The sequence below is a fragment of the Enterobacter cloacae complex sp. S3 genome (genome assembly GCF_014930495.1).
Lineage (GTDB): Bacteria > Pseudomonadota > Gammaproteobacteria > Enterobacterales > Enterobacteriaceae > Enterobacter > Enterobacter asburiae_B.
This window is the reverse complement of the sequence record NZ_JADBRD010000028.1, coordinates 301,875-322,896: the sequence shown is the minus strand read 5'-3', so window position 1 is coordinate 322,896 and position 21,022 is coordinate 301,875. Positions and strand designations below refer to the sequence as shown.

Annotated in this window: 16 protein-coding genes; 7 read left to right on the top strand and 9 right to left on the bottom strand. The window is 59.5% G+C overall.

Translation table 11 applies throughout. The features are described from left to right. Positions 1 to 755: PTS sugar transporter subunit IIC (locus IM317_RS17475; RefSeq protein WP_193362513.1), on the top strand; the 755-nt coding region annotated here is incomplete at its 5' end. A 15-nt stretch (positions 756 to 770) separates the two neighbouring features. Then, complete coding sequence (locus tag IM317_RS17470; RefSeq protein ID WP_033145008.1) at positions 771 to 1,487, top strand: GntR family transcriptional regulator; 717 nt, start codon at positions 771 to 773, stop codon at positions 1,485 to 1,487. A gap of 42 nt (positions 1,488 to 1,529) precedes the next feature. Here IM317_RS17470 and ldtB read toward each other — a convergent pair whose 3' ends face one another. Next, a complete protein-coding gene (gene ldtB / locus IM317_RS17465) occupies positions 1,530 to 2,450 on the bottom strand; it encodes a L,D-transpeptidase (protein WP_023310896.1) in 921 nt (306 codons plus the stop codon). Between the two features lie 222 nt (positions 2,451 to 2,672). On the opposite strand from ldtB, the gene IM317_RS17460 reads away from it, so the two are divergent. Continuing rightward, positions 2,673 to 4,268 (top strand): ABC-F family ATPase, encoded by a 1,596-nt coding sequence (locus tag IM317_RS17460; protein WP_060568790.1) that lies wholly within the window; start codon positions 2,673 to 2,675, stop codon positions 4,266 to 4,268. Positions 4,269 to 4,359: 91 nt separating this feature from the next. Here the strand turns inward: IM317_RS17460 and IM317_RS17455 are convergent, their stop codons facing one another. Together IM317_RS17455 and IM317_RS17450 are read right to left on the bottom strand one after the other, a co-directional pair. Continuing rightward, complete coding sequence (locus tag IM317_RS17455) at positions 4,360 to 6,723, bottom strand: glycoside hydrolase family 31 protein (protein WP_033145012.1); 2,364 nt, start codon at positions 6,721 to 6,723, stop codon at positions 4,360 to 4,362. A gap of 17 nt (positions 6,724 to 6,740) precedes the next feature. After that, positions 6,741 to 8,042 carry an MFS transporter gene (locus IM317_RS17450; RefSeq protein ID WP_023335029.1) on the bottom strand — a complete coding sequence of 434 codons (1,302 nt, stop codon included), beginning with the start codon at positions 8,040 to 8,042 and terminating at the stop codon, positions 6,741 to 6,743. A gap of 288 nt (positions 8,043 to 8,330) precedes the next feature. On the opposite strand from IM317_RS17450, the gene IM317_RS17445 reads away from it, so the two are divergent. Continuing rightward, positions 8,331 to 9,404 (top strand): LacI family DNA-binding transcriptional regulator, encoded by a 1,074-nt coding sequence (locus tag IM317_RS17445; RefSeq protein WP_033145014.1) that lies wholly within the window; start codon positions 8,331 to 8,333, stop codon positions 9,402 to 9,404. Here IM317_RS17445 and IM317_RS17440 read toward each other — a convergent pair. The 4 genes from IM317_RS17440 to IM317_RS17425 form a co-directional block, all read right to left on the bottom strand. Then, the gene (locus IM317_RS17440; RefSeq protein WP_033145015.1) at positions 9,401 to 10,657 is read right to left on the bottom strand and encodes a DUF1479 domain-containing protein; all 1,257 of its coding nucleotides are present in this window, start codon (positions 10,655 to 10,657) and stop codon (positions 9,401 to 9,403) included. The genes IM317_RS17445 and IM317_RS17440 overlap by 4 nt on opposite strands. 149 nt (positions 10,658 to 10,806) lie before the next feature. Next, complete coding sequence (locus IM317_RS17435; protein ID WP_033145016.1) at positions 10,807 to 11,622, bottom strand: Cof-type HAD-IIB family hydrolase; 816 nt, start codon at positions 11,620 to 11,622, stop codon at positions 10,807 to 10,809. 166 nt (positions 11,623 to 11,788) lie between these two features. Next, on the bottom strand, positions 11,789 to 14,221 hold the full coding sequence (locus tag IM317_RS17430) for a formate C-acetyltransferase/glycerol dehydratase family glycyl radical enzyme (RefSeq protein WP_033145017.1): 2,433 nt from the start codon (positions 14,219 to 14,221) through the stop codon (positions 11,789 to 11,791). 4 nt (positions 14,222 to 14,225) lie between these two features. Further along, positions 14,226 to 15,125 (bottom strand): glycyl-radical enzyme activating protein, encoded by a 900-nt coding sequence (locus IM317_RS17425; protein ID WP_033145018.1) that lies wholly within the window; start codon positions 15,123 to 15,125, stop codon positions 14,226 to 14,228. A gap of 128 nt (positions 15,126 to 15,253) precedes the next feature. Here IM317_RS17425 and fsa point away from each other — a divergent pair, with 128 nt between their 5' ends. Further along, positions 15,254 to 15,916 carry a fructose-6-phosphate aldolase gene (gene fsa, locus IM317_RS17420; RefSeq protein WP_033145019.1) on the top strand — a complete coding sequence of 221 codons (663 nt, stop codon included), beginning with the start codon at positions 15,254 to 15,256 and terminating at the stop codon, positions 15,914 to 15,916. 89 nt (positions 15,917 to 16,005) lie between these two features. On the opposite strand, the gene moeB is transcribed toward fsa, so the two are convergent. Together moeB and moeA are read right to left on the bottom strand one after the other, a co-directional pair. Next, complete coding sequence (gene moeB, locus IM317_RS17415) at positions 16,006 to 16,758, bottom strand: molybdopterin-synthase adenylyltransferase MoeB (RefSeq protein ID WP_033145020.1); 753 nt, start codon at positions 16,756 to 16,758, stop codon at positions 16,006 to 16,008. Between the two features lies 1 nt (position 16,759). Beyond that, a complete protein-coding gene (moeA, locus tag IM317_RS17410; protein ID WP_033145021.1) occupies positions 16,760 to 17,992 on the bottom strand; it encodes a molybdopterin molybdotransferase MoeA in 1,233 nt (410 codons plus the stop codon). Positions 17,993 to 18,180: 188 nt separating this feature from the next. Between moeA and iaaA the strand changes: the two genes are divergently transcribed. Further along, positions 18,181 to 19,119, top strand: a complete 939-nt coding sequence (gene iaaA / locus IM317_RS17405; protein WP_033145022.1) for a beta-aspartyl-peptidase — start codon at positions 18,181 to 18,183, stop codon at positions 19,117 to 19,119. An 11-nt stretch (positions 19,120 to 19,130) separates the two neighbouring features. Then, a complete protein-coding gene (gene gsiA / locus IM317_RS17400; RefSeq protein ID WP_033145023.1) occupies positions 19,131 to 21,002 on the top strand; it encodes a glutathione ABC transporter ATP-binding protein GsiA in 1,872 nt (623 codons plus the stop codon). The last annotated feature ends 20 nt before the right edge of the window (positions 21,003 to 21,022 follow it).

The following is a 21,022-nucleotide window of genomic DNA, read 5'->3' as shown; positions in this document are numbered from 1 at the left end:
ATTACAGCTTGGTGTTAACAACCATTCTCACGCTCTCCCTGTTCGCGGTGTTGGCGGCGATACTGGCAAACGTGCTGCACACGGACCTGATCCATCTTATTACCACCTTTATCCAGCAGCCGCTGCGGCTGATTAACACCAGCCTGCCGGGGACGATTTTCATCTACAGCTTCGGTAACTTCCTGTTCACGCTCGGTATTCATCAGTCAGTCGTTAACAGCGTGGTGCTGGAGCCGTTCCTGCTGATCAACACCAACGAGAACATGCTGGCCTTCGCCAACGGCCAGCCCATCCCGCATATCATCAACAACATCTTCGTGCCGACGTTTGGCATGGTGGGCGGCACGGGCAGCACGATCTCGCTGCTGATCGCCATCTTTATCTTCTCCCGACAAAAATCGGCGAAGCAGGTGGCGCGTCTGTCGCTGGCGCCCGGTCTGTTCAACATCAACGAGCCGGTGATTTTCGGCCTGCCGATCGTGTTTAACCTGCCGCTGATGATCCCGTTTGTGCTGCTGCCCGCCATCGGCATTTACTTCGCCTGGCTCTGTACCACGCTGGGGTTAATGTCGCGCTGCGTGGTGATGATCCCGTGGACCACGCCGCCCATTCTCAGCGCCTGGCTGGCCACGGCAGGGGACTGGCGGGCGGTGGTGGTGCAGTTGGCAATCATCGTATTTGGTGTATTCTTCTACCTGCCTTTCCTCAAGATTGCCGAGAGAGTGGCGTTGAAAAACAGCGGGATAGAAAACTAACTGAAAGGAAGAACGATGGCGGCGAAGTACATCACCATAGCGCGGGAAATTAAGAAACGCATTATCAGCCAGCAGTACGCCGCCAACGAACCCCTGCCAGACCAGTTTGCGCTGGCGGCGGAGTTCAACTCCAGCCGGATGACCATTCAGCAGGCGATGCGCCAGCTCATCGTCGAAGGTCTGGTCTATACCCGCCAGGGCCAGGGCACGTTCATCCGCAAAAACTTCTTTCAGCTCTCGCAGTGGGACCTCTCCGGCAGCGACTACTTTGGCGCGACTAAAACCTGGGCGCATCTGGGCACGGTGACCAGCCGGGTAGTGCATTTCGAGCTGCGCTTCCCGAACGAAAAAGAGCAGGCGTCGCTGATGATTAACGCCGATGCGCCGATCTATGACTTCGTTCGCCTCCGTCTGCTGAACGGCGAACCGATGTCGCTGGATTCCACGGTGATGCCGATGAATCTGGTGCCGGGCCTGACGAAAAACCATCTTGAAGGTTCGGTGTTCCAGTACGTGCAGGAGACGCTGGGGCTGAAAATTATGGGGTCGTATCGAGTTGTGCGGGCGCTTAAGCCCAACGCGCTGGACAGGGAGCATCTGGTCTGCGAGCAGACCGATCCCGTACTGGAAGTGGAGCAGGTGATTTATCTGGAGGACGGCACGCCGCTGGAGTATGCCCACTGCCACTATCGGTACGACCACGGCGGGATCGTGATCGTGAATAACGGATAAAAAAAAGCGGGCAACGAGGCCCGCTTTTTTAATGCTTCGCTATCAGTTCAAACGCACCGGCATACCGGAGCGGTTCTGCACGGCCTGGTCAACAATCGCCGTTTCTACGTCTGGCTGAGAAGTCACCGCCTGCACCGCGCTGTTCAGCGTAACAGGGACGATTTCGTTGTTGTTGATCTGGTCTTCGCTGGTGGACAGCGGGTTGTGCACTTCGATGTAACGGCTGCCGTCTGGCTCAGAGGTCGCCTTCACCGGTTCGTTGATGAACTGCACGCGCGTACCGACCGGCACGTTTTCGAACAGGAATTTGATGTCGTCGTTACGCAGGCGCACGCAGCCGTGGCTTACGCGCAGGCCGATACCGAAGTTGGCGTTGGTACCGTGGATAGCGTACAGGCGGCCAATGTACAGCGCGTACAGACCCATTGGGTTATCCGGGCCTGCCGGTACAACGGCTGGCAGCGGTTCGCCCGCAGCGATGTATTCCGCGTGCATTTTGGCAGTCGGCGTCCAGGTTGGGCCCGCTTTCTTACGCTCAACTTTGGTGGTCCAGTTCATTGGGGTGTCTTTACCCAGCTGGCCGATACCGATTGGCAGCACGATAACGGTGTTGGTGCCTTTCGGGTAGTAATACAGACGCATTTCGGCGCTGTTAATCACGATACCTTCATGAACGGTATCCGGTAGGATCAGCTGCTGAGGAATATTCAGCACGGTGCCCGCTTTCGGCAGATACGGGTCAACGCCCGGGTTCGCTTCCAGCATGTTAGACAGGCCCAGCTGGTACTGCGCAGCGAAATACTCCAGTGGCTGAGAGTTACCTTCTGGTACCGTCACAACCTGGTTCTGGCCTACCAGACGGCTACCGTCTGTTGGCAGGGGATACGTCACCGCAGACGCGGTCTTACAAAAACCTACTACGGCTAACGCCGCCGCTAAAAGCGTTGTTAATTTCATGTTCATGTTGTGCGAGGTATCTAAGCCATTCTGGCGATGAGTTGATAAGTCTGAATCTGTGATGGGAGCGCATTATATGTGCATTCCCGCTAACAGGGAATTCAGATGTGTACGAAATCACATTTTTTTCGATTTTGTTAAAGTTTAGTGGATTGCCGCAACACGGGATCTCAATTCGGAATTGTGGCATAATGCCGTGTTTATCACACTTTTCGCAGGAATCTCCCCGTGTTAGTTACCAGCAACGTCACTATGCAGTTTGGCAGTAAGCCGCTGTTCGAAAACATTTCCGTCAAATTTGGCGGCGGCAACCGTTACGGCCTGATTGGTGCCAACGGTAGCGGAAAATCCACCTTTATGAAGATCCTCGGCGGTGACCTGGAGCCGACGCTCGGTAACGTATCGCTCGACCCTAACGAGCGTATCGGTAAGCTGCGTCAGGATCAGTTCGCCTTCGAAGAGTTCACCGTGCTCGACACCGTGATCATGGGGCATGGGGAACTGTGGGAAGTGAAGCAGGAGCGCGATCGCATCTACGCGCTGGCCGAAATGAGCGAAGAAGACGGCTATAAAGTAGCCGATCTGGAAACGCAGTACGGCGAGATGGACGGCTACTCTGCGGAAGCGCGCGCGGGCGAGCTGCTGCTCGGCGTGGGTATTCCTGTTGAACAACATTACGGCCCGATGAGCGAAGTTGCGCCAGGCTGGAAGCTGCGCGTGCTGCTGGCACAGGCGCTGTTCTCTAACCCGGACATCCTGCTGCTCGACGAACCGACGAACAACCTGGACATCGACACCATCCGCTGGCTGGAGCAGACGCTGAACGATCGCGACAGCACCATGATCATCATTTCGCACGACCGTCACTTCCTGAACATGGTCTGTACGCACATGGCGGATCTGGACTACGGCGAGCTGCGCATTTACCCGGGCAACTATGACGAGTACATGACGGCGGCCACCCAGGCGCGTGAACGTCTGCTGGCGGATAACGCCAAGAAGAAAGCGCAGATTGCTGACCTGCAGTCCTTCGTCAGCCGCTTTAGCGCCAACGCCTCTAAGTCGCGTCAGGCGACCTCGCGTGCGCGTCAGATCGACAAAATCAAGCTGGACGAAGTCAAAGCCTCCAGCCGTCAGAACCCGTTCATCCGCTTCGAGCAGGACAAGAAGCTGTTCCGTAACGCGCTGGAAGTGGAAGCCCTTGAAAAAGGCTTTGAGAACGGTCCGCTGTTTAAAAAATTCAACCTGCTGCTGGAAGTGGGCGAGAAGATTGCCATCCTCGGTGCCAACGGCGTGGGTAAATCCACCATGCTGAAAACCCTGGTCGGCGAACTGCAGCCGGATAACGGCACCGTGAAGTGGTCTGAAAACGCGCAGATTGGCTACTACGCGCAGGACCATGAATATGAGTTCGAAAACGACCTCACCGTCTTCGACTGGATGAGCCAGTGGAAGCAGGAAGGCGACGACGAGCAGGCGGTGCGCAGCATCCTGGGTCGTCTGCTTTTCAGCCAGGACGACATCAAAAAGCCGGCTAAGGTGCTCTCCGGTGGTGAGAAGGGCCGCATGCTGTTCGGCAAGCTGATGATGGAAAAACCAAACATCCTGGTGATGGACGAACCGACCAACCACCTGGACATGGAATCTATCGAATCCCTGAACATGGCGCTGGAGATGTATCAGGGTACCCTGATCTTCGTCTCTCACGACCGTGAGTTCGTCAGCTCGCTGGCGACCCGCGTGATCGAAATTACGCCAGAGCGCGTGGTGGACTTCACCGGTAATTACGAAGATTACCTGCGCAGTAAAGGTATCGAGAACTAAAAAAAAGCCGGGTGGCGGCTTCGCCTTACCCGGCCTACGTTCTGTTCCCTCTCCCCGTGGGAGAGGGTTAGGGTGAGGGCATCAGGCCGCACTAGACCACCCACTCGCCCCCTTCGACCCCGTTCACCAGCAGCGTACGTTTTTCCCCTGCAGGCAGCGACACCTTAAGCGATTTCCACGCCGGACGATAATCCCCGCGCGCGTTGACCTTCAGGTTGATGGTTGCGCCGTCGCACACCATTTCCCACTCCACCCACAGCGCGTTGCCGTTCTGGTAGCCCCAGCTTTCGCCGTCGTCTTCAAACAGCATTCCGGTGGTCGTGCCGACGCCCTTCACCGGGAACAGCTTCAGCTCGCGGGTCGTATCGTTTTCGGCACTCACATGCGTAATGCGTTCGCTCAGCGGCAGAGCGGCACCGGCGCGCACCAGCAGCGGCAGTTTTTCCAGCGGCGCGTCGAGGACGATTGACTGGCCGCCCGCATACCACGCGTGGGTGTAAAAATCATACCAGCCGGTGGCGTTATCCGGCAGCCAGACGCGGCGCTCGCGCTGCCCGGCTTCGACGACGCTGGCGACCAGCAGGTCGCGGCCCAGCAGGAAGTCATCGCACTCCTCAAACGTCTGCGCATCATGCTCGTGATCGAGGAAGGTCGGGCGCAGCATCGGCTCGTCGTCGGCGTGCGCCTGCCAGAGCAGGGTATAGAGGTACGGCAGCAGGCGGTAGCGCAGCTCAACCGCGCCGCGAATGGCTGGCGTGACGCCCGGGTACATCCACGGCTCGTTCACGGTGTGGTCATCGTTCCACGAGTGAATGGTAAAGCGCGGGTGCATCACGCCGTTCTGCACCCAGCGCACGAACAGCTCGGCGTCTGGCTTGTCGCCGGAGAAACCGCCGACGTCGTGACCGACGTTGAACAGACCGGACAGGCTCATGCCCAGACCCATGCGGATGTTATAGCGCAGGGTGTCCCAGCTGGTGCGGTTGTCGCCGCTCCAGGTCTGAACGTAGCGCTGCATCCCGGCGCAGCCGGAGCGGGAGATCAGGTACGGACGTTTTTCCGGCGCGAAACGCTGCTGCGCTTCCAGCGAGGCGCGCATCATCAGCAGCGGCATCACCGGGCGAATGTGCTTGATGGCGATCTCTTTGCCGAAGCCAAAGCAGCGCGCCTCCCCGTCCCACACTTCATATTCGTTGTTGTCGTTCCAGGTGGAGTCGATGCCCATCTCCAGCAGCTGCGTGGTCACGCCGTTCTGCCACCACTGCACCGTCTGCGGGTTGGTAAAGTCGAGGTGCGAGCCTTCGTCATCCCAGAAGCTGGAACGTTCCGGTGCATCGGTTTCTGAATCGCGAATGAACAGGCCGCTCTCCGCCACTTCGTTATAGCGCGGATGGTCTTGCAGCAGGCACGGCTTGATGTTTGCCGCCAGCTTCAGCCCCGCGTCGTGGAAGGCCTGGCTCATCACCTTCGGCTGCGGCACCTTGTCATAGTTCCAGTTGAAGACGTAGCGCTTGCCGTTGATAGAGGTATAGCCGGAGGAGAGCTGGAACGAGTCGCACGGAATGGCGTGCTCTTCGCACAGGCGGATGAAGTTCATCAGCTGGTTTTGCGCGTCCGGCGCGTCGGTGTAGTGCATGGTCGAGCCGCTGTAGCCCAGGCTCCATTTCGGTCCGAACAGCGTTTTCCCGGTCAGGCGCACAAAGGCTTTGGTGACGTCCAGCACGCGCTTGCCGGTAAAAATGTAGTAATCGATATCGCCCGCTTCCGCCTGCCAGCGACGGTAGGCGGTGTGGTAGTTGTCGATTTCGTTACCCAGATCCAGCCAGCAGCTGCTCAGGTTGTCGTGGAACAGGCCGTAGCTGACGTCGTCGCGGCGGGCGATAGTGAACGGAATATGCTTGTAGAGCGGGTCGGTGCTGGCCGCGTTGTACCCCATTGCGTCGAGGTTGCGCATCTCATAGCGCTTGCCGTTGCGCTGCAGATCGCCCGCTTTTTCGCCCAGGCCGTAGAAACGCTCGTCCTTGCGGCGGCTGAGGTAGTGCGCCACGCCGTCGCCGTGGGCGTTCAGCAGGTAGGCGCTGGTTGGACGGTCGTTGACCAGCGGCTGCCACTCGCCCGCCTCATTGCGGTAGTGCCACTCCAGCCACAGCGGCTGGTGGACCGTCACGCGCAGCTGTTCGGTTGCCACCGTGAGCGTCTCATCCTGTTGCGTCAGGGTCCAGGCCGGGCAGGAAAAACCGCTTATATCCTCACGACGGCGGCCTTCCCACGGCACGTCTTTTTCCGGCGCGATGCTCCAGGTGCGGTCCAGCGCCAGCTCGCCTTTGCGTTTAATCAGCACGCGGAACAGGTTCTCTTCCAGCACATACAGGCACAGGCGGTGCTGGTTATCGACCAGCAGTTCCAGATGGTTTGCCGACTGCGTATCAAGGGTCCAGTTTTTCAGGGTTTTCATATGCAATACATCCACTATCAGGCGCGCTTGGCGCGACGTTCAGCAATAAATGCTACCAGGAAGACAGCGCCAATCAGGTCAAAGAAGCCCATGGCAATAAAGAGCGGGTTAAAGCCGATTTTGTCGGCGGTCACGCCGATTAACAGCGAGAACAGGAAGCTGGCGATCCACGCCGCAGAGCCGCGCATGCCGTTGACGGTCGCCATCTGGCCTTTGTCGAACGACTCAACGACCAGGGCGCTCAGCATGCAGGAGATAATCTGGTGCCCGAAACCGCCGATGGAGATCAGCACGATGGTGATGTACGGGTCGCGGGTAATGGCCACGATGCCCAGCGAGATCATCAGAAACGCGCCCGTCACGGAGCTGGCAACGACCGAGTTAACGCGCGAGCAGCCGAACAGACGGGTGTACAGACGCGTCAGGTAGCCGCTCGCCACGCTGCCGAGGTCGGCGGCGAGGAACGGCAGCCAGGCAAACATCGCAATCTGCTTCAGATCCATGCCGTGCTCTTTGGCGAGGTACAGCGGCACCCAGAAGCTCAGCACCGCCCAGGCCGGTTCCGCCATAAAGGCCGGGATGGCGATACCGTAGAAGCGTTTGTTTTTCGAGACGGTTTTCAGCGCGGTCAGGAAGGGCAGTCTCACCGCAGGCGGTTCGTTATCCTGCTTGATGAACGCCAGCTCGTCCTTGCTCAGGTTCGGGTGCTGCTCCGGGTTGTGGTAGAACGCCCACCAGAGGATCACCCACAGCAGCGCCAGCACGCCGGTAAACATAAATGCGCCCTGCCAGCCGAACGACGCGTGAGCGAAATAGATGATGGGCGGGGCCAGCATCGCGCCGATGGAGAAGCCTACGCCCGCCCAGCCGGCGGCAACGGGTCGCTCTGATTTCGGGAACCATTCGCCGATGGTTTTGGCGTTCGCCGGGGTAGCGGCCGCCTCAGAGGCACCCATAAAGAAGCGCAGAATAGCGAGGTGCAGCCAGCTTCCGGCGCCCGCGTGAAAAATACACATCAGCGCCCAGATCCCGGCGCAGACCATAAAGCCAATCTTCAGGCCGATGACGTCAATCAGCCAGCCGCACAGGGGCTGGAAAATGGTATAGGCGATCTGGAACGCGCCGACGATCCAGGAGTATTGCTCGGTGGTGATCCCGAGGCTCTCTTTCAGTTCCGGGGCGAGGATCCCGAGTGAGTTACGGGTGATGTAGTTAACGGTGACGCCAAGTAAGAACAGCACCAGCACGTACCAGCGCAGGTTCTTGATGACGCGACGGGTTTTGCTTGTCGCTACGGTGTTATTGATGTCCTGACTCATTTTACTCTCCACAAGACGGACGGTAAGGGGACGGAGGTTCAGGTGTCACACGGATTTTTATGCCTTTGATTTCTATCCGTTTAAAATGCTTAAGTTGGTATACAACTAGTATGGAAGTTGTGTGACAAGTTCACCTTAAGGAAGAAAATGAGTGGGCAAAAGTGGATTTTGTGCAAAATTTCTCATAACTGACGTAAACCCTCTGGCATGATGGCCTTTATGTCAGCTATTGCCTGACCAATACGCTATGAAAATTTTTCCATTTCGCAAATGGAGCCAGATCACAAAATGGACAAAAGGCTAAAAATCACCGAAATCGCGGCCCGGACGCAGCTCTCGATCAGCACCGTGTCGCGAGTGCTGGCGGGAAAAGCGAATACCAGTGAAAAAGCGCGCGCAAAGGTGCTGGCGTGCGCGCGGGAGCTGGGGGTGATGGACGGCATGGCGGCAGGGCGTCTGCTGCTTAACAGCCTGGTGGTTTTTGCCCCGCAGCGGGCGTTTGACGAGCGGTCCGACATCTTTTACTACCGCGTGATCCAGAGCGTGAGTAAAGGCCTGGCGTCCCACGATGTGCGCCTTCGCTACTGCGCGCTGGAGGAGAACGACAGCGACGCCCAGCTGTTTCTGGCGCGCATGAACGAAGCGGACACCCAGGCGGCAATCCTTCTTGGCATCGACGATCCCCATATCCACGATCTGGCAGTGGACGTGGGTAAACCCTGCATGCTGATTAACTGCCGCGACCGGCACATGCGTCTGCCTGCCGTCGCGCCGGATCATCGCGCCATTGGCGAACGGGCGGCGGAATATCTGTTCGAAATGGGACACCGTGAGGTGATGAACGTGCTGTGCCTGCGCCGCTACACCATGGAGCTGCGCCTGGCGGGGATCCGCGACGCGTGGCAGTCTCACAACCTGAAATTCAACGATAAACGCGATCTGCTGGTGGTGCCCAGCTTCAGCGCGCGCGAAACGGAACAGATGGTCAGCAGCTGGCTCAGTGAAGTGCAGGGGAAGGATTTACCTACCGCGTTCCTGGTCGGCGGCGACTTTATGGCGGCGGGCACCATTAGCGCATTACAAAACCACGGCCTGCGCGTGCCGCAGGACGTGTCGGTGATGAGCATTGACGGCTTTAACCTGGCGGCGATTCAGGATGTTCCATTAACGGCGGTGCACGTTCCGCGCGATGAGCTGGGAACCGAAGCGGTATATATGCTCCAGCAGCGGCTGATGCGCCCGGACGCGCCGGTGGGAACATTGCTGCTAAACGGCACGCTGGCCGTGCGGGAATCGGTACGGCGGATACGTCAGGGGAAACGACGCACCGCCGTAGAGCGGGAAGGGCTGTACGACAGTTAAACCATGCCCAGCGCGCGCTTGCCGTGGATGTTGAGATCGTTCACGGTAAAGCGGTCCTGCCAGCTTTTTTCATAATCCTCGCGCGGGAAGTCTCCCGGCGACGCGCCGGTTTCAAGCGCTTCCTTGACCTTTTTCGCGTAGGCGAGGTTTTTCTCGCACATCGGCGCGGCAGGGATGTACATCACGTTGCCCCAGCCCTGCTGATTTTCCACCGGCGCGACGGAATGGATCACATCGCAGTGCCACCACACGGAATCGCCCGCCTCGAGTGCCGGAATGCTGGTCAGCGCCTCGATCAGCAGCGGGTGCCACTTCTCGGAAACCGGCAGGACGCGCCCCGGCGCCACGCCGCACAGCTCGTCTTCCGGCACGTCGTCCAGCAGCGGCCGCAGCAGAATGTAGGCCATCGCTTCCGGGATTGGCACCACGTGCAGCAGCCCCTGACCTGGGATCATATCCGACAGCGCCGTCCAGCCCTGGAAGGTGCGGAACACCGAGCATTTAGTGGTGTTATCGACGGTGTACTCTTCCACTTCGGTACGGTGCGCGGCGTTCCACGGATCGTATTTCTCAACGTTGCCGTCAAACACGCGGGCGAACACCTGTTGATAAGCCGGAAGCAGCCAGCGCTCCAGCGCGCCGGAGTCGGTATGCGCGCCCAGTCCTTTCGAGGTGGTTCCCGGCGGGCGGCGGCGGATACGGTCCGGGTAAATCACGCTCACGTCCGGGTTGAACCACTGCTTGCCGTTGCTCTCGAATGTCCATAAACGGTTCAGGAACGACTGCACCTGCGCCATCTCTTCGCTCTGGCGCGCCTGCATCTGCGCCTGAGACCAGTAAATCGGGTAAATCTCCGGACGAGAGGCCGTCAGGGTGCCGAAGAAGTTATCGCCCGGGCCTTTGTAGACCTCGTCAAACTTATTCAGATCGAGGTAGTCGAGCATCGACTGATCCCACGCCAGCGCCTGCTCGCGCGGGAAGTGACCTTTAATCACCGCGCAGCCGCGGCGTTTAACGGCCTCGCGCTGTGCGTCGGTAATGGTGCCGTTTTTCACATCCGCAAACGGGATCACCGGCCAGACGGATTCGCCTTTGTTCTTAAGCGCGTTGATTTCCGCCACGCGGGTGGCAATTTTGTCGCTGAGCTTATTAAACACTGCCTGCACGTCGCCGATCTGCGCGCGCATCTCACGTTTTAACTGACGGATTGCCGCTTTGTGATCCGCTGGCAAAGTTTCACTGGTAAAGGTCATAACTGCCTCGCATCTTTCATTCGAAAGTAAAAATGTCTACAAGTGATACTTTAAGTTAAAAATAAGTTAATGCAAGTTTAAAAACTTGACGCAAGCCACAGGACGGAAAAAGAGTGAGAGGCCGGAGCGACGCTCCGGCGAGGAAAGGATCAGACGTCGAACGGGGAATGGTTGTCGAGCACGGCCTGAATGACGTTCAGCGCGCCCTGATGGTTGTTGTCGTCGGTGCCGTAGCGGCTGATTTCTTTGATGCTCTCTGCCGCGTTGCCCATCGCAAAGGAATATTTCACCAGCTTCAGCATCTCGGCATCGTTGCCGCTGTCGCCAATGGCCACGCACTCCTGCGGGGAGATTTTCCAGCGTTTCAGCAGACGGCTAATGCCGTTGGCCTTGTGCAGGCCGGGGATAATCAAATCCACGAATCCAAAGCCGCTGGTGACCGGCTTCATGATGCCGTCCAGGGAGACGTGCAGTTTATCCACCAGATTAGGGATATCGCTGTCCGGCAGGTTCAGGGAGAACTTAAACAGCACGTCGTCAATTTCGCGGTAATCGCTGATGCGCTTTAAGCGGTGATAGTGCTTTGACATCAGCGCCACGAATTCTTCAGGAGCCTGGTCGCTGACCCAGGCGCTCTCCAGACCGCAGGCCACGAAGTTCAGTCCTTTGTCCTTCAGCAGTTCGCCAATCACGATTTGTGATTCATGACGCGTCAGCTCGCCGTGGAAAATCTGTTCGCCGCGATCGAACACCAGCGCGCCGTTTTCCGCCACGAAGGAGATCCGGTCTTTCAGCGTCGGAAAGAAGGAGATGAGCTGGTAATACTGGTTGCCGCTGGCGACAACGAATTCAATGTCGCGGGCTTTAAGCTGTTCAAACTGTGCCTGGAAGCGGTCACGATCGTACTGCTTGGCATCATCAAGGAAAGTTCCGTCCATATCGGTGACGATAACTTTAACGGTCATACTGTGCTCCTGGGTCACTGCGTTTTGAAACATTCTAATAACAAGGTGACGGGGAGCACAAATTTAATTTCATTCGAAAGTAAAAGCAAAACGGCAACCGAGGTTGCCGTTGTTAGTGTTTTCTCCCTCTCCCCGTGGGAGAGGGTCGGGATGAGGGGATATGCCGTTACAGCGTATGCTCAGTACGGGCGATAATATCGTCCTGCGCATCCGGCGACAGGGCGGTGAAGAACGCCGAGTAGCCCGCGACGCGCACCACCAGGTCACGATACTGGTCAGGATGTTTCTTCGCTTCCAGCAGCGTTTCGCGCGAGACGATGTTGTACTGGATATGCCAGCCTTTATGCACCTCGAAGAAGGTGCGCAGCAGCACCATTAGCTTCTGGCGATCGCTGTCGTTTTCCAGCGTCGACGGGTTCAGCTTCTGGTTCAGCAGCACGCCGCCGAGAATCGCTTCCGTCGGCAGTTTACCCACCGAACCAATTACCGCCGTCGGGCCGAGGTGGTCCGTACCGGAGGCCGGGCTTGCTCCTTCCGCCAGTGGGGTGTGCGCCTTACGTCCGTCCGGGGTGGCCATCGTTGCCGCGCCGAACGGCACGTTTGCGGAGATGGAAGAGGTGCCCGCGTAGTAGTTACCGCCAATCGGGCCGCGGCCGTGGCGAGGGTTGTGGTACTGCTTCAGCTCTTCGATGTAGGTCTGGTAGGCGCGCGTCAGCAGCATGTCCACGCTGTCGTCGTCGTTGCCGTACTTCGGCGCGCCGTTGATCAGGCGCTGACGCAGCTGCTCGTGGGTCAGCCCGTCGAAGTCATCCGCCAGCGCTGCCGCCAGCTGCTGCTGACCAATAGTGCCCTGTTCGAACACCAGCTTCTTCACCGCAGCCAGGCTGTTGCCGAGGTTGGCGATGCCCACCTGCAGGCCGGAGACCCAGTCATACTTCGCGCCGCCCTGCTTGATGCTTTTCGCGCGCTCGATGCAGTCGTCCACCAGCGCCGAGCAGAGAATGTCGTGGACGTTCTCTTCCAGCATGGTATCCACCACGTACTCAATCTCGATGGATTTGCGGGTGTAGTAGCGGATCTGGCTGTCCCACGCCGCCATCACTTCGTCGAAGTTGTCGAAGTTACCGGCGGAGAGCGCTTTCTCCTGTGGCAGGAACACCTTGCCGCTGGTGGCGTCGCGCCCGCCTTCCAGCGCGGCCAGCATCACGCGGGCGAAGTTGATAAAGCTCATGCCGGTGCAGCGGTAGCCCCACTTGCCGCCAACCGCGGTTTCGATACAGCCGATGGCCGCGTAGTCGTAGGCGTCGTCTCGTTCAACGCCGAGCTTGATGAATTCCGGAATGACGATTTCATCGTTGTTGAACGCGGGCATCCCGAAGCCGCAGCGGATCACCTGCACGCAGGCGTCGAGGAAGTCGTTGCTCATGCCCGCGTGGTAGCGCACGCTCAGGTTCGGCTGGGTTGAGCGCAGGCGGCCGCAGGATTCCAGAATCGCGTAGGAGAGCGGGTTCACCGCGTCCATCGGCTCACCGTTGACCAGCTTCTGGCCGCCGATGGTGACGTTCTGGTACAGCGGGCTACCGGCGGAAGCCTTGGAGTGCGAGCCGGAGCGGATTTTGTTCACTTCCAGCAGCTTCAGCCAGCAGCTGTGCAGCAGCTCGATAGCGTGTTCGCGGTCGAGGCTCTGGTTCAACTCGACGTCGCGGCGGTAGTACGGATAGAGATACTGGTCCATACGCGCGAAGGAGACGGAATGGCCGTTGGACTCAATCTGCAGGATCAGCTGGATGAAGTAGCACAGCTGCAGCGCCTGCCAGAAGGTTTTTGGCGGCTCGTGGGCAATCACGTCGCAGTTTTCCGCCATCGCCAGCAGCTCGTCGCGGCGGCTTTCGCGGGGTTCGGTGGACGCCATTTCACGCGCCAGATCGGCAAAGCGTTTGATGTGCAGGCTTACGGCTTCCAGCACGATATCGATCGCCTTCAGGAACTGGTCGCCGTGCAGGTCTTCCAGCACCGTCAGGTTGATGCGCGTGCGGCGCTCGGCCACCTTAGCGCGCAGGCCGTCGAGGCCTTTTTCCAGCACCAGCGGGAAGTTGACCGCCAGGTGCGCGTCGCCGGAGGTCATGTTGCCTTCGGCTTTGATAATGCCGGTTTCCAGCAGGCCTTTTTGCTCGTCGGTGAACATGCCGTAGCAGCGGTCCTGCACCGTCTGGCCGCGCCACCACGGGCAGATGTCGTGCAGCACGCGCTTGTTCTCTTCGCTCACCGCAAAGCCCGCGCCCGGGCGGTCCGCCAGATCGTCAATCTCTTTCTCAATCCAGGAAACGGTGTATTCCGGGAAAATCGGCGCGGCGCGCACTTCGCTTGCCTGGTTACCGATAATCAGCTCGTCGTGTTTGATCCAGATGGTACGCTCGGCCAGGTGATGCGCCAGCGCCAGAGCGCGACGCACCGGGATCGGCTTGTCCATGTGCTGCTGGTACATTTCGGTGTAATGCTGGGCGCGCTCGGTACAGACCGGCGGCTTAACGATATGCACCAGCGCCGTTTTGTGCGCTTTAATGCGCTCGCTGAGGGTGTTGAGATTCAGGGTTGTCATAGGTTTATCCTCGTAAGGTCGCGGTTAACCCTTTCTGGCAGGCGTATTGCTGCGCGAAGTCCAGCAGGGCAGGGTTATCCAGCGGTTTGTCAGGGGCAGAGTAAGGTTGGCCGAGCAGGGTGTATTTGTTCATGCCCAGCGTGTGATACGGCAGAAAATGAATATCGTCGACGCCGAGCTCGTCGGCGGCGAAGTTGGTAATGGCGGTGATGGACGCTTCGTCAGCGTTAAAGCCCTGGATTAGCGGCACGCGGATGGTGATTTTTTTTCCGGCGACGGCAAGGCGTTTCAGGTTGTCCAGGATTCGCTTAGCCGAGCCGTCCGTCCACTGTTTGAACACCTCACCGTCGACGTGCTTCAGGTCGGCGAGGAACAGATCGACGTACGGTAATGACGGCTCGATGTAGTGCCACGGCACGTGAAGGCAGGTTTCCACGGCGGTGTGGATCCCCTGTTCGTGGCTGGCTTTAAACAGGGCGTGCGCCAGCTCAGGGTTCATAAACGGCTCGCCGCCGGAGAGGGTGATCCCGCCGCCGCTGCGGTCGTAAAAGGGTTTATCGCGCAGTACGGTCGCCATGATCTCCTCGACCTGCTGCTCTTCACCGCAGACGGTCAGCGCCTGCGTCGGGCAGCAGTCACTAAGGGCGTTGAGCGTCGCTTCATCAAGCTTCTCGCGGTGGATAAGCAGGCCATTCAGCGCGCGTTCGATGCAGCCCGGTGCCGCCTGCTGGCACAGGTCACAGCCGTCCAGGCACAGGCGCGCATCAAACAGCACGTCCCGGCTGCGGGAGCGGCTTTCCGGGTTCTGGCACCAGCGACAGCCCAGCGAGCAGCCTTTCAGGAACACCACGGTTCTAATACCGGGGCCATCGTGGGTAGAGTAACGCTGAATATTGAAGATCATGATTTCGCCTCTCGTATTGCATATGAAGATTAAATTACTTTCGAATGAAAGTTATCTTGATGCAGGTCAACTACTGAGCAGGTTTTGTCGTGATAGGGTAAGTGCAGGCTAAATTTGAGGGTGACATCATGGAACTTTATCTCGACACATCTGACGTTGCGGCAGTCAAAAAGCTGGCGCGCATTTTCCCGCTGGCGGGCGTAACCACCAACCCAAGCATTGTGGCGGCAGGTAAAACGCCGCTGGACGTGTTGCTGCCAGCGCTGCACGACGCGCTGGGCGGCAAAGGCCGTCTTTTCGCCCAGGTGATGGCGACCACCGCTGAAGGGATGGTGGAGGACGCGCGCAAGCTGCGCGCCATCATCAACGATCTGGTGGTGAAAGTGCCGGTGACCGCAGAAGGACTGGCGGCAATCAAGATGCTGAAAGCGGAAGGGATCCCGACGCTGGGTACGGCGGTTTACGGTGCTGCGCAGGGGATGCTCTCCGCGCTGGCGGGGGCGGAGTATGTAGCGCCTTACGTTAACCGCGTGGACGCGCAGGGCGGGGACGGGATCCAGACCGTGGTTGAACTGCAACAGCTGCTGACATTGCACGCCCCGCAGTCAAAGGTGCTGGCCGCGAGCTTCAAAACGCCGCGTCAGGCGCTGGACTGCCTGCTGGCGGGCTGCGAGTCCATCACGCTGCCGCTGGACGTGGCGCAGCAGTTTATTACCTCTCCGGCCGTGGATGCGGCGATTGTGAAGTTTGAGCAGGACTGGCAGGGCGCGTTTGGACGGATGTCGATCTGACGGGTGCGGCCTGATGCCCTCACCCCAACCCTCTCCCACAGGGAGAGGGAGCACACACTAAAACGGCAACCTGAAGGTTGCCGTTTGCTTTAACCTCCGCAAACCTCACACTCCGGGTTACGCATCAGCTTCATCTCGCGGAACTGGCAGGTCATCGCGTCATACATTACGATTTTCCCCGCCGCAGGCGTGCCGTAGCGCGCCAGCACTTTGATCGCTTCCATCGCCTGCAGGGAGCCAATCACGCCGACCAGCGGCGCCATCACGCCCGCTTCAACGCAGGTCAGCGCGTTCTCGCCGAACAGGCGGCTCAGGCAGCGGTAGCAGGGTTCACCTTCCGCGTACGTGAAAACGCTGATTTGCCCCTCCATGCGGATCGCCGCGCCGGAGACCAGCGGGATTTTGTGGGCGAAACAGCCCGCGTTCAGCTGGTTACGGACGTTGACGTTATCGGTGCAGTCCAGCACCAGGTCATGCTGCGCCATCTGCGCGGACAGCGCCTCGTCATCCAGCATCGCGTCAATCAGGGTGAACTGAACGTTGGGGTTGATGCGCACCAGCGCCGTGCGGGCAGAGTCCACCTTCGGCTGGCCAACCGTCGCGTCGCTGTGCAGCGTCTGGCGCTGGAGATTTGACACCGACACGGTATCAAAATCCAGCAGCGTCATTCTGCCCACGCCCGCCGCCGCAAGATACTGCGCGGCGGCGCAGCCCAGGCCGCCCAGACCAACAACCAGCACGCTTGCTGCCTTAAGCGCTTCCTGGCCTTCGAAATCAAACCCGCGCAGCACAATCTGGCGGTTGTAGCGCATCATCTCCTGGTCGCTCAGCTCCACCGTCATGTCAGCCTCCGAACAGGTGGTTAAAACGCTCGATCTCAACCCACTCGCCTGCTTCCACATTGCCGCGCTCGCGCTCCAGGACGATAAAGCAGTTACCCTGGCTGAAGGAGCTGAAAATGTGTGAGCCCTGATGCCCGGTGGTGCTCACTTCGAGCTCTCCGTCCGCGTTGCGCGCCAGAATGCCGCGCTGAAAATCGAGGCGGCCCGGCGATTTTTTCAGGCGCGTGGCGGCGCGCACGCGCTGGCGTTCCGGCAGCGGGCTGGCGCTGTTGCCGGAAAGCTTCGCCAGCAGCGGGATCACCAGCTGGTAGAAGGTGAGTGCCGCCGAGACCGGATTACCCGGCAGGCCGCAGAACCAGCCGCGCGTGAGCTTGCCAAACGCGAACGGTTTTCCCGGCTTGATGGCCAGCTTCCAGAAGGCGATTTCCCCCAGCTCTTCGAGGATGGTTTTGGTGTAATCCGCTTCGCCCACGGAGACGCCGCCGGAGCTGATAACCACGTCGGCAGCGTTATCTGCCTCGATAAACGCGGCGCGCAGTTTTTCCGGATCGTCAGGAATAATGCCGAGGTTAATGACCTCGCAGCCCAGCTGCTCCAGCATCAGGTGTACCGCCAGGCGGTTGGTATCGTAAATCTGGCCGTCCTGCAGCGGCTGGCCCGGAAGCTGCAGCTCGTCGCCGGTGGAAAAGACGGCGACGCGAACCTTGCGGATCACCTCAATGTCCGCGATGCCGAGCGACGCCAGCACCGGCAGCTCCGCTACCGTCAGCTTCTGCCCGGCAGAAAAGACCGTCGCGCCAAGGGTGATATCTTCGCCCGTGCGGCGGATGTTCTGGCCCGCTTTGACGTTCGCGGTAAAACGCACGCCGTCGTCGGTCTGTTCGGTCTCTTCCTGCATTACCACGGCGTCGCAGCCAGCCGGAACCGGCGCGCCGGTCATGATGCGCACGCAGGTGCCCGCAGGCCATTCACCGTTAAACGGCTGGCCCGCAAAGGCTTTACCCGCCACCGGCAGGGCGTTACCCGTCTGGAGATCCGCCAGGCGTACCGCGTAACCGTCCATCGCGGAATTATCAAACCCCGGCACGTTAAGCGGAGAGACGATATCGCGCGCGGCAATACGGCCAAAACAGCGCACGAGGGGCAGCGTCTCAACGTCATGCAGCGGGGAAACTCGGTCAAGCATCTGCGTGAGTGCCGTCTCAAGCGGCATCAGTCCGGCGGTAAAATCCATGGTGGGCTCCTGCGGAGTAACAACGAAAGCGGCCATTATGGCAGAAAAGTGCGGCTAACTGTATGACCCGATGGGTGTACGCTTTACATCACAGTTACGTCTTTCTATATTCAAAAATCATCTGAAGTTTCATCGACGATAATGATATTTATAGAAAAAGCCGCAAATCAGGCTAACGGGTGATGCGAATGGTTAATGCGGTAATCGCAATTCATGGTGGCGCCGGGGCAATCACCCGAGCACAGCTCAGTCCCGAGCAGGAAAAGCGCTATATCGACGCGCTGTACGCCATTGTGGAAACGGGTCAGAAAATGCTGGAAGCGGGCGAAAGCGCGCTGGACGTGGTCACCGAGGCGGTGCGCCTGCTGGAAGAGTGTCCGTTATTTAATGCGGGGATCGGTTCGGTCTTTACCCGGGATGAAACGCACGAGCTGGATGCCTGCGTGATGGACGGCGTCACCCTGAAAGCGGGCGCCGTGGCGGGCGTGAGTCATCTGCGCAATCCGGTGCTGGCGGCGCGTCTGGTGATGGAGGCGAGTCCGCACGTCCTGCTCACAGGGGCCGGGGCAGAGGCGTTTGCCTTCGGGCACGGAATGGAACCGGTATCGCCGGATCTGTTTTCCACGGAGGAGCGCTATCAGCAGCTGCTGGAAGCCCGTTCGGCGGGCATGACGCAGCTTGACCATACAGCGCCGCTTGATGAAACCACCAAAATGGGCACGGTCGGCGCGGTGGCGCTGGATAAGGCCGGAAACCTCGCGGCGGCAACCTCAACGGGCGGGATGACCAACAAGCTGCCCGGACGCGTCGGCGATAGCCCGCTGCCGGGCGCCGGCTGCTACGCCAATAACGCGACGGCGGCGGTGTCGTGTACCGGCACCGGGGAAGTGTTTATTCGCGCCCTCGCGGCCTACGACATCACCGCGCTGATGGATTACGGCGGTTTAAGCCTCAGCGAAGCCTGCGAGCGCGTGGTGATGGAGAAACTGCCTGCCCTGGGCGGCGTCGGCGGGCTCATTGCGGTGGATCGTGAGGGCAACGTGGCCCTGCCGTTCAACAGCGAAGGTATGTACCGCGCCTGGGGCTATGCCGGTGATGAACCGAGCACGGGCATCTATCGTGAATAAGGGGGCAGCGCGTGCCGCACAGTGAAGAACTGGACAACCGCGAAGTGCTGGCTGTCCATCAGCTCAATATTGCGTTTCAGGAAGAGCGGCAGTTCATCCCCGCAGTAGAGAATTTATCGTTCACGCTCAGGCGCGGCGAGACGCTGGCGATAGTTGGCGAATCTGGTTCCGGTAAATCGGTCACCGCGCTGGCGCTGATGCGCCTGCTGGAACAGACGGGCGGGCAAATCAGCAGCGAGAAAATGCTCCTGCGCCGCCGTAACCGTCAGGTCATTGATTTAAATGAGCTGAGCGGTTCGCAGATGCAGGGCGTGCGCGGGGCGGATATTGCGATGATCTTCCAGGAGCCGATGACCTCCCTGAACCCGGTTTTCCCGGTCGGGGAACAAATCGCCGAGTCCATCCGCCTGCATCAGGGGCTGAGCGGCGATGAAGCGCTCAAAGAGGCCCGACGGATGCTGGAGCTGGTGCGCATCCCGGAGGCGCAGGCCATTCTGGGTCGCTACCCGCATCAGCTTTCCGGCGGCATGCGCCAGCGGGTGATGATTGCCATGGCGCTCTCCTGCCGTCCGGCGGTGCTGATTGCCGATGAACCGACGACGGCGCTGGACGTGACGATTCAGGCGCAGATCCTGCAGCTCATCAAAGTGCTGCAGCAGGAGATGGAGATGGGGGTGATATTCATCACCCACGATATGGGCGTAGTCGCCGATATCGCCGATCGGGTGCTGGTGATGCACAAGGGCAGCGCGGTGGAAACCGGCCCGGTTGAGCAGATTTTTCACGCGCCCGCGCATCCTTACACCAAAGCGCTGCTGGCGGCGGTTCCGCGCCTGGGGGCGATGAACGGCAGCGATTTGCCGCGCCGCTTCCCGCTGATTTCTCTTGAGGCGTCTGAGCTACAGGAGGAGGAGCGCGAGCAGGACACCGTGGTGCCGGGTAAACCCATTCTGGAAGTGCGCGATCTGGTCACCCGTTTTCCGCTGCGCAGCGGCGTACTGAACCGCGTTAAGCGCGAAGTGCACGCGGTGGAAAACGTCAGTTTCGATCTTTGGCCGGGCGAAACGCTGGCGCTGGTGGGGGAGTCCGGCTGCGGTAAATCCACCACCGGGCGCGCGTTGCTCCGTCTGGTGGAATCACAGGAAGGCAGCATTACCTTTAACGGCGAGCGCATTGATACCCTTCCGGACAGCAAGCTGCAGGCGGTGCGGCGGGATATTCAGTTTATTTTCCAGGACCCGTATGCCTCCCTCGATCCGCGCCATACGGTGGGGTATTCGATCATGGAGCCGCTGCGGGTACATAACCTGCTCGACGGCGAAGCGGCCCAGCGTCGCGTGGCCTGGCTGCTGGAGCGCGTCGGCCTGAAGCCGGAACACGCATGGCGTTATCCGCACGAGTTTTCCGGCGGACAGCGGCAGCGTATCTGCATCGCCCGCGCGCTGGCGCTGAACCCGAAAGTGGTGATTGCCGATGAGTCCGTCTCGGCGCTGGATGTCTCTATCCGGGCGCAAATCATCAACTTACTGCTGGATTTACAGCGGGATATGGGCATCGCCTTCCTGTTTATCTCGCACGATATGGCCGTGGTCGAGCGCATCAGCCATCGCGTGGCGGTGATGTTTATGGGGCAGATCGTGGAGATTGGGCCGCGAAGGGCGGTGTTTGAAAACCCGCAGCACCCGTACACCCGCAAGCTTATCGCGGCGGTCCCGGTAGCCGATCCGGCGCATCGTCACGGCCAGCGCGTGCTGCTGCAGGATGAAATGCCGAGCAATATTCATAAACGCGGCGAGGCCGTGGAGCGCGTGACGCTGCGCGAGGTCGGGCCGGGTCATTTCGTCGCTCCCCCGCGTCAGGACAACGCTTTTTCGCGGTTATAACTTACAACAGGCAGGAGAAC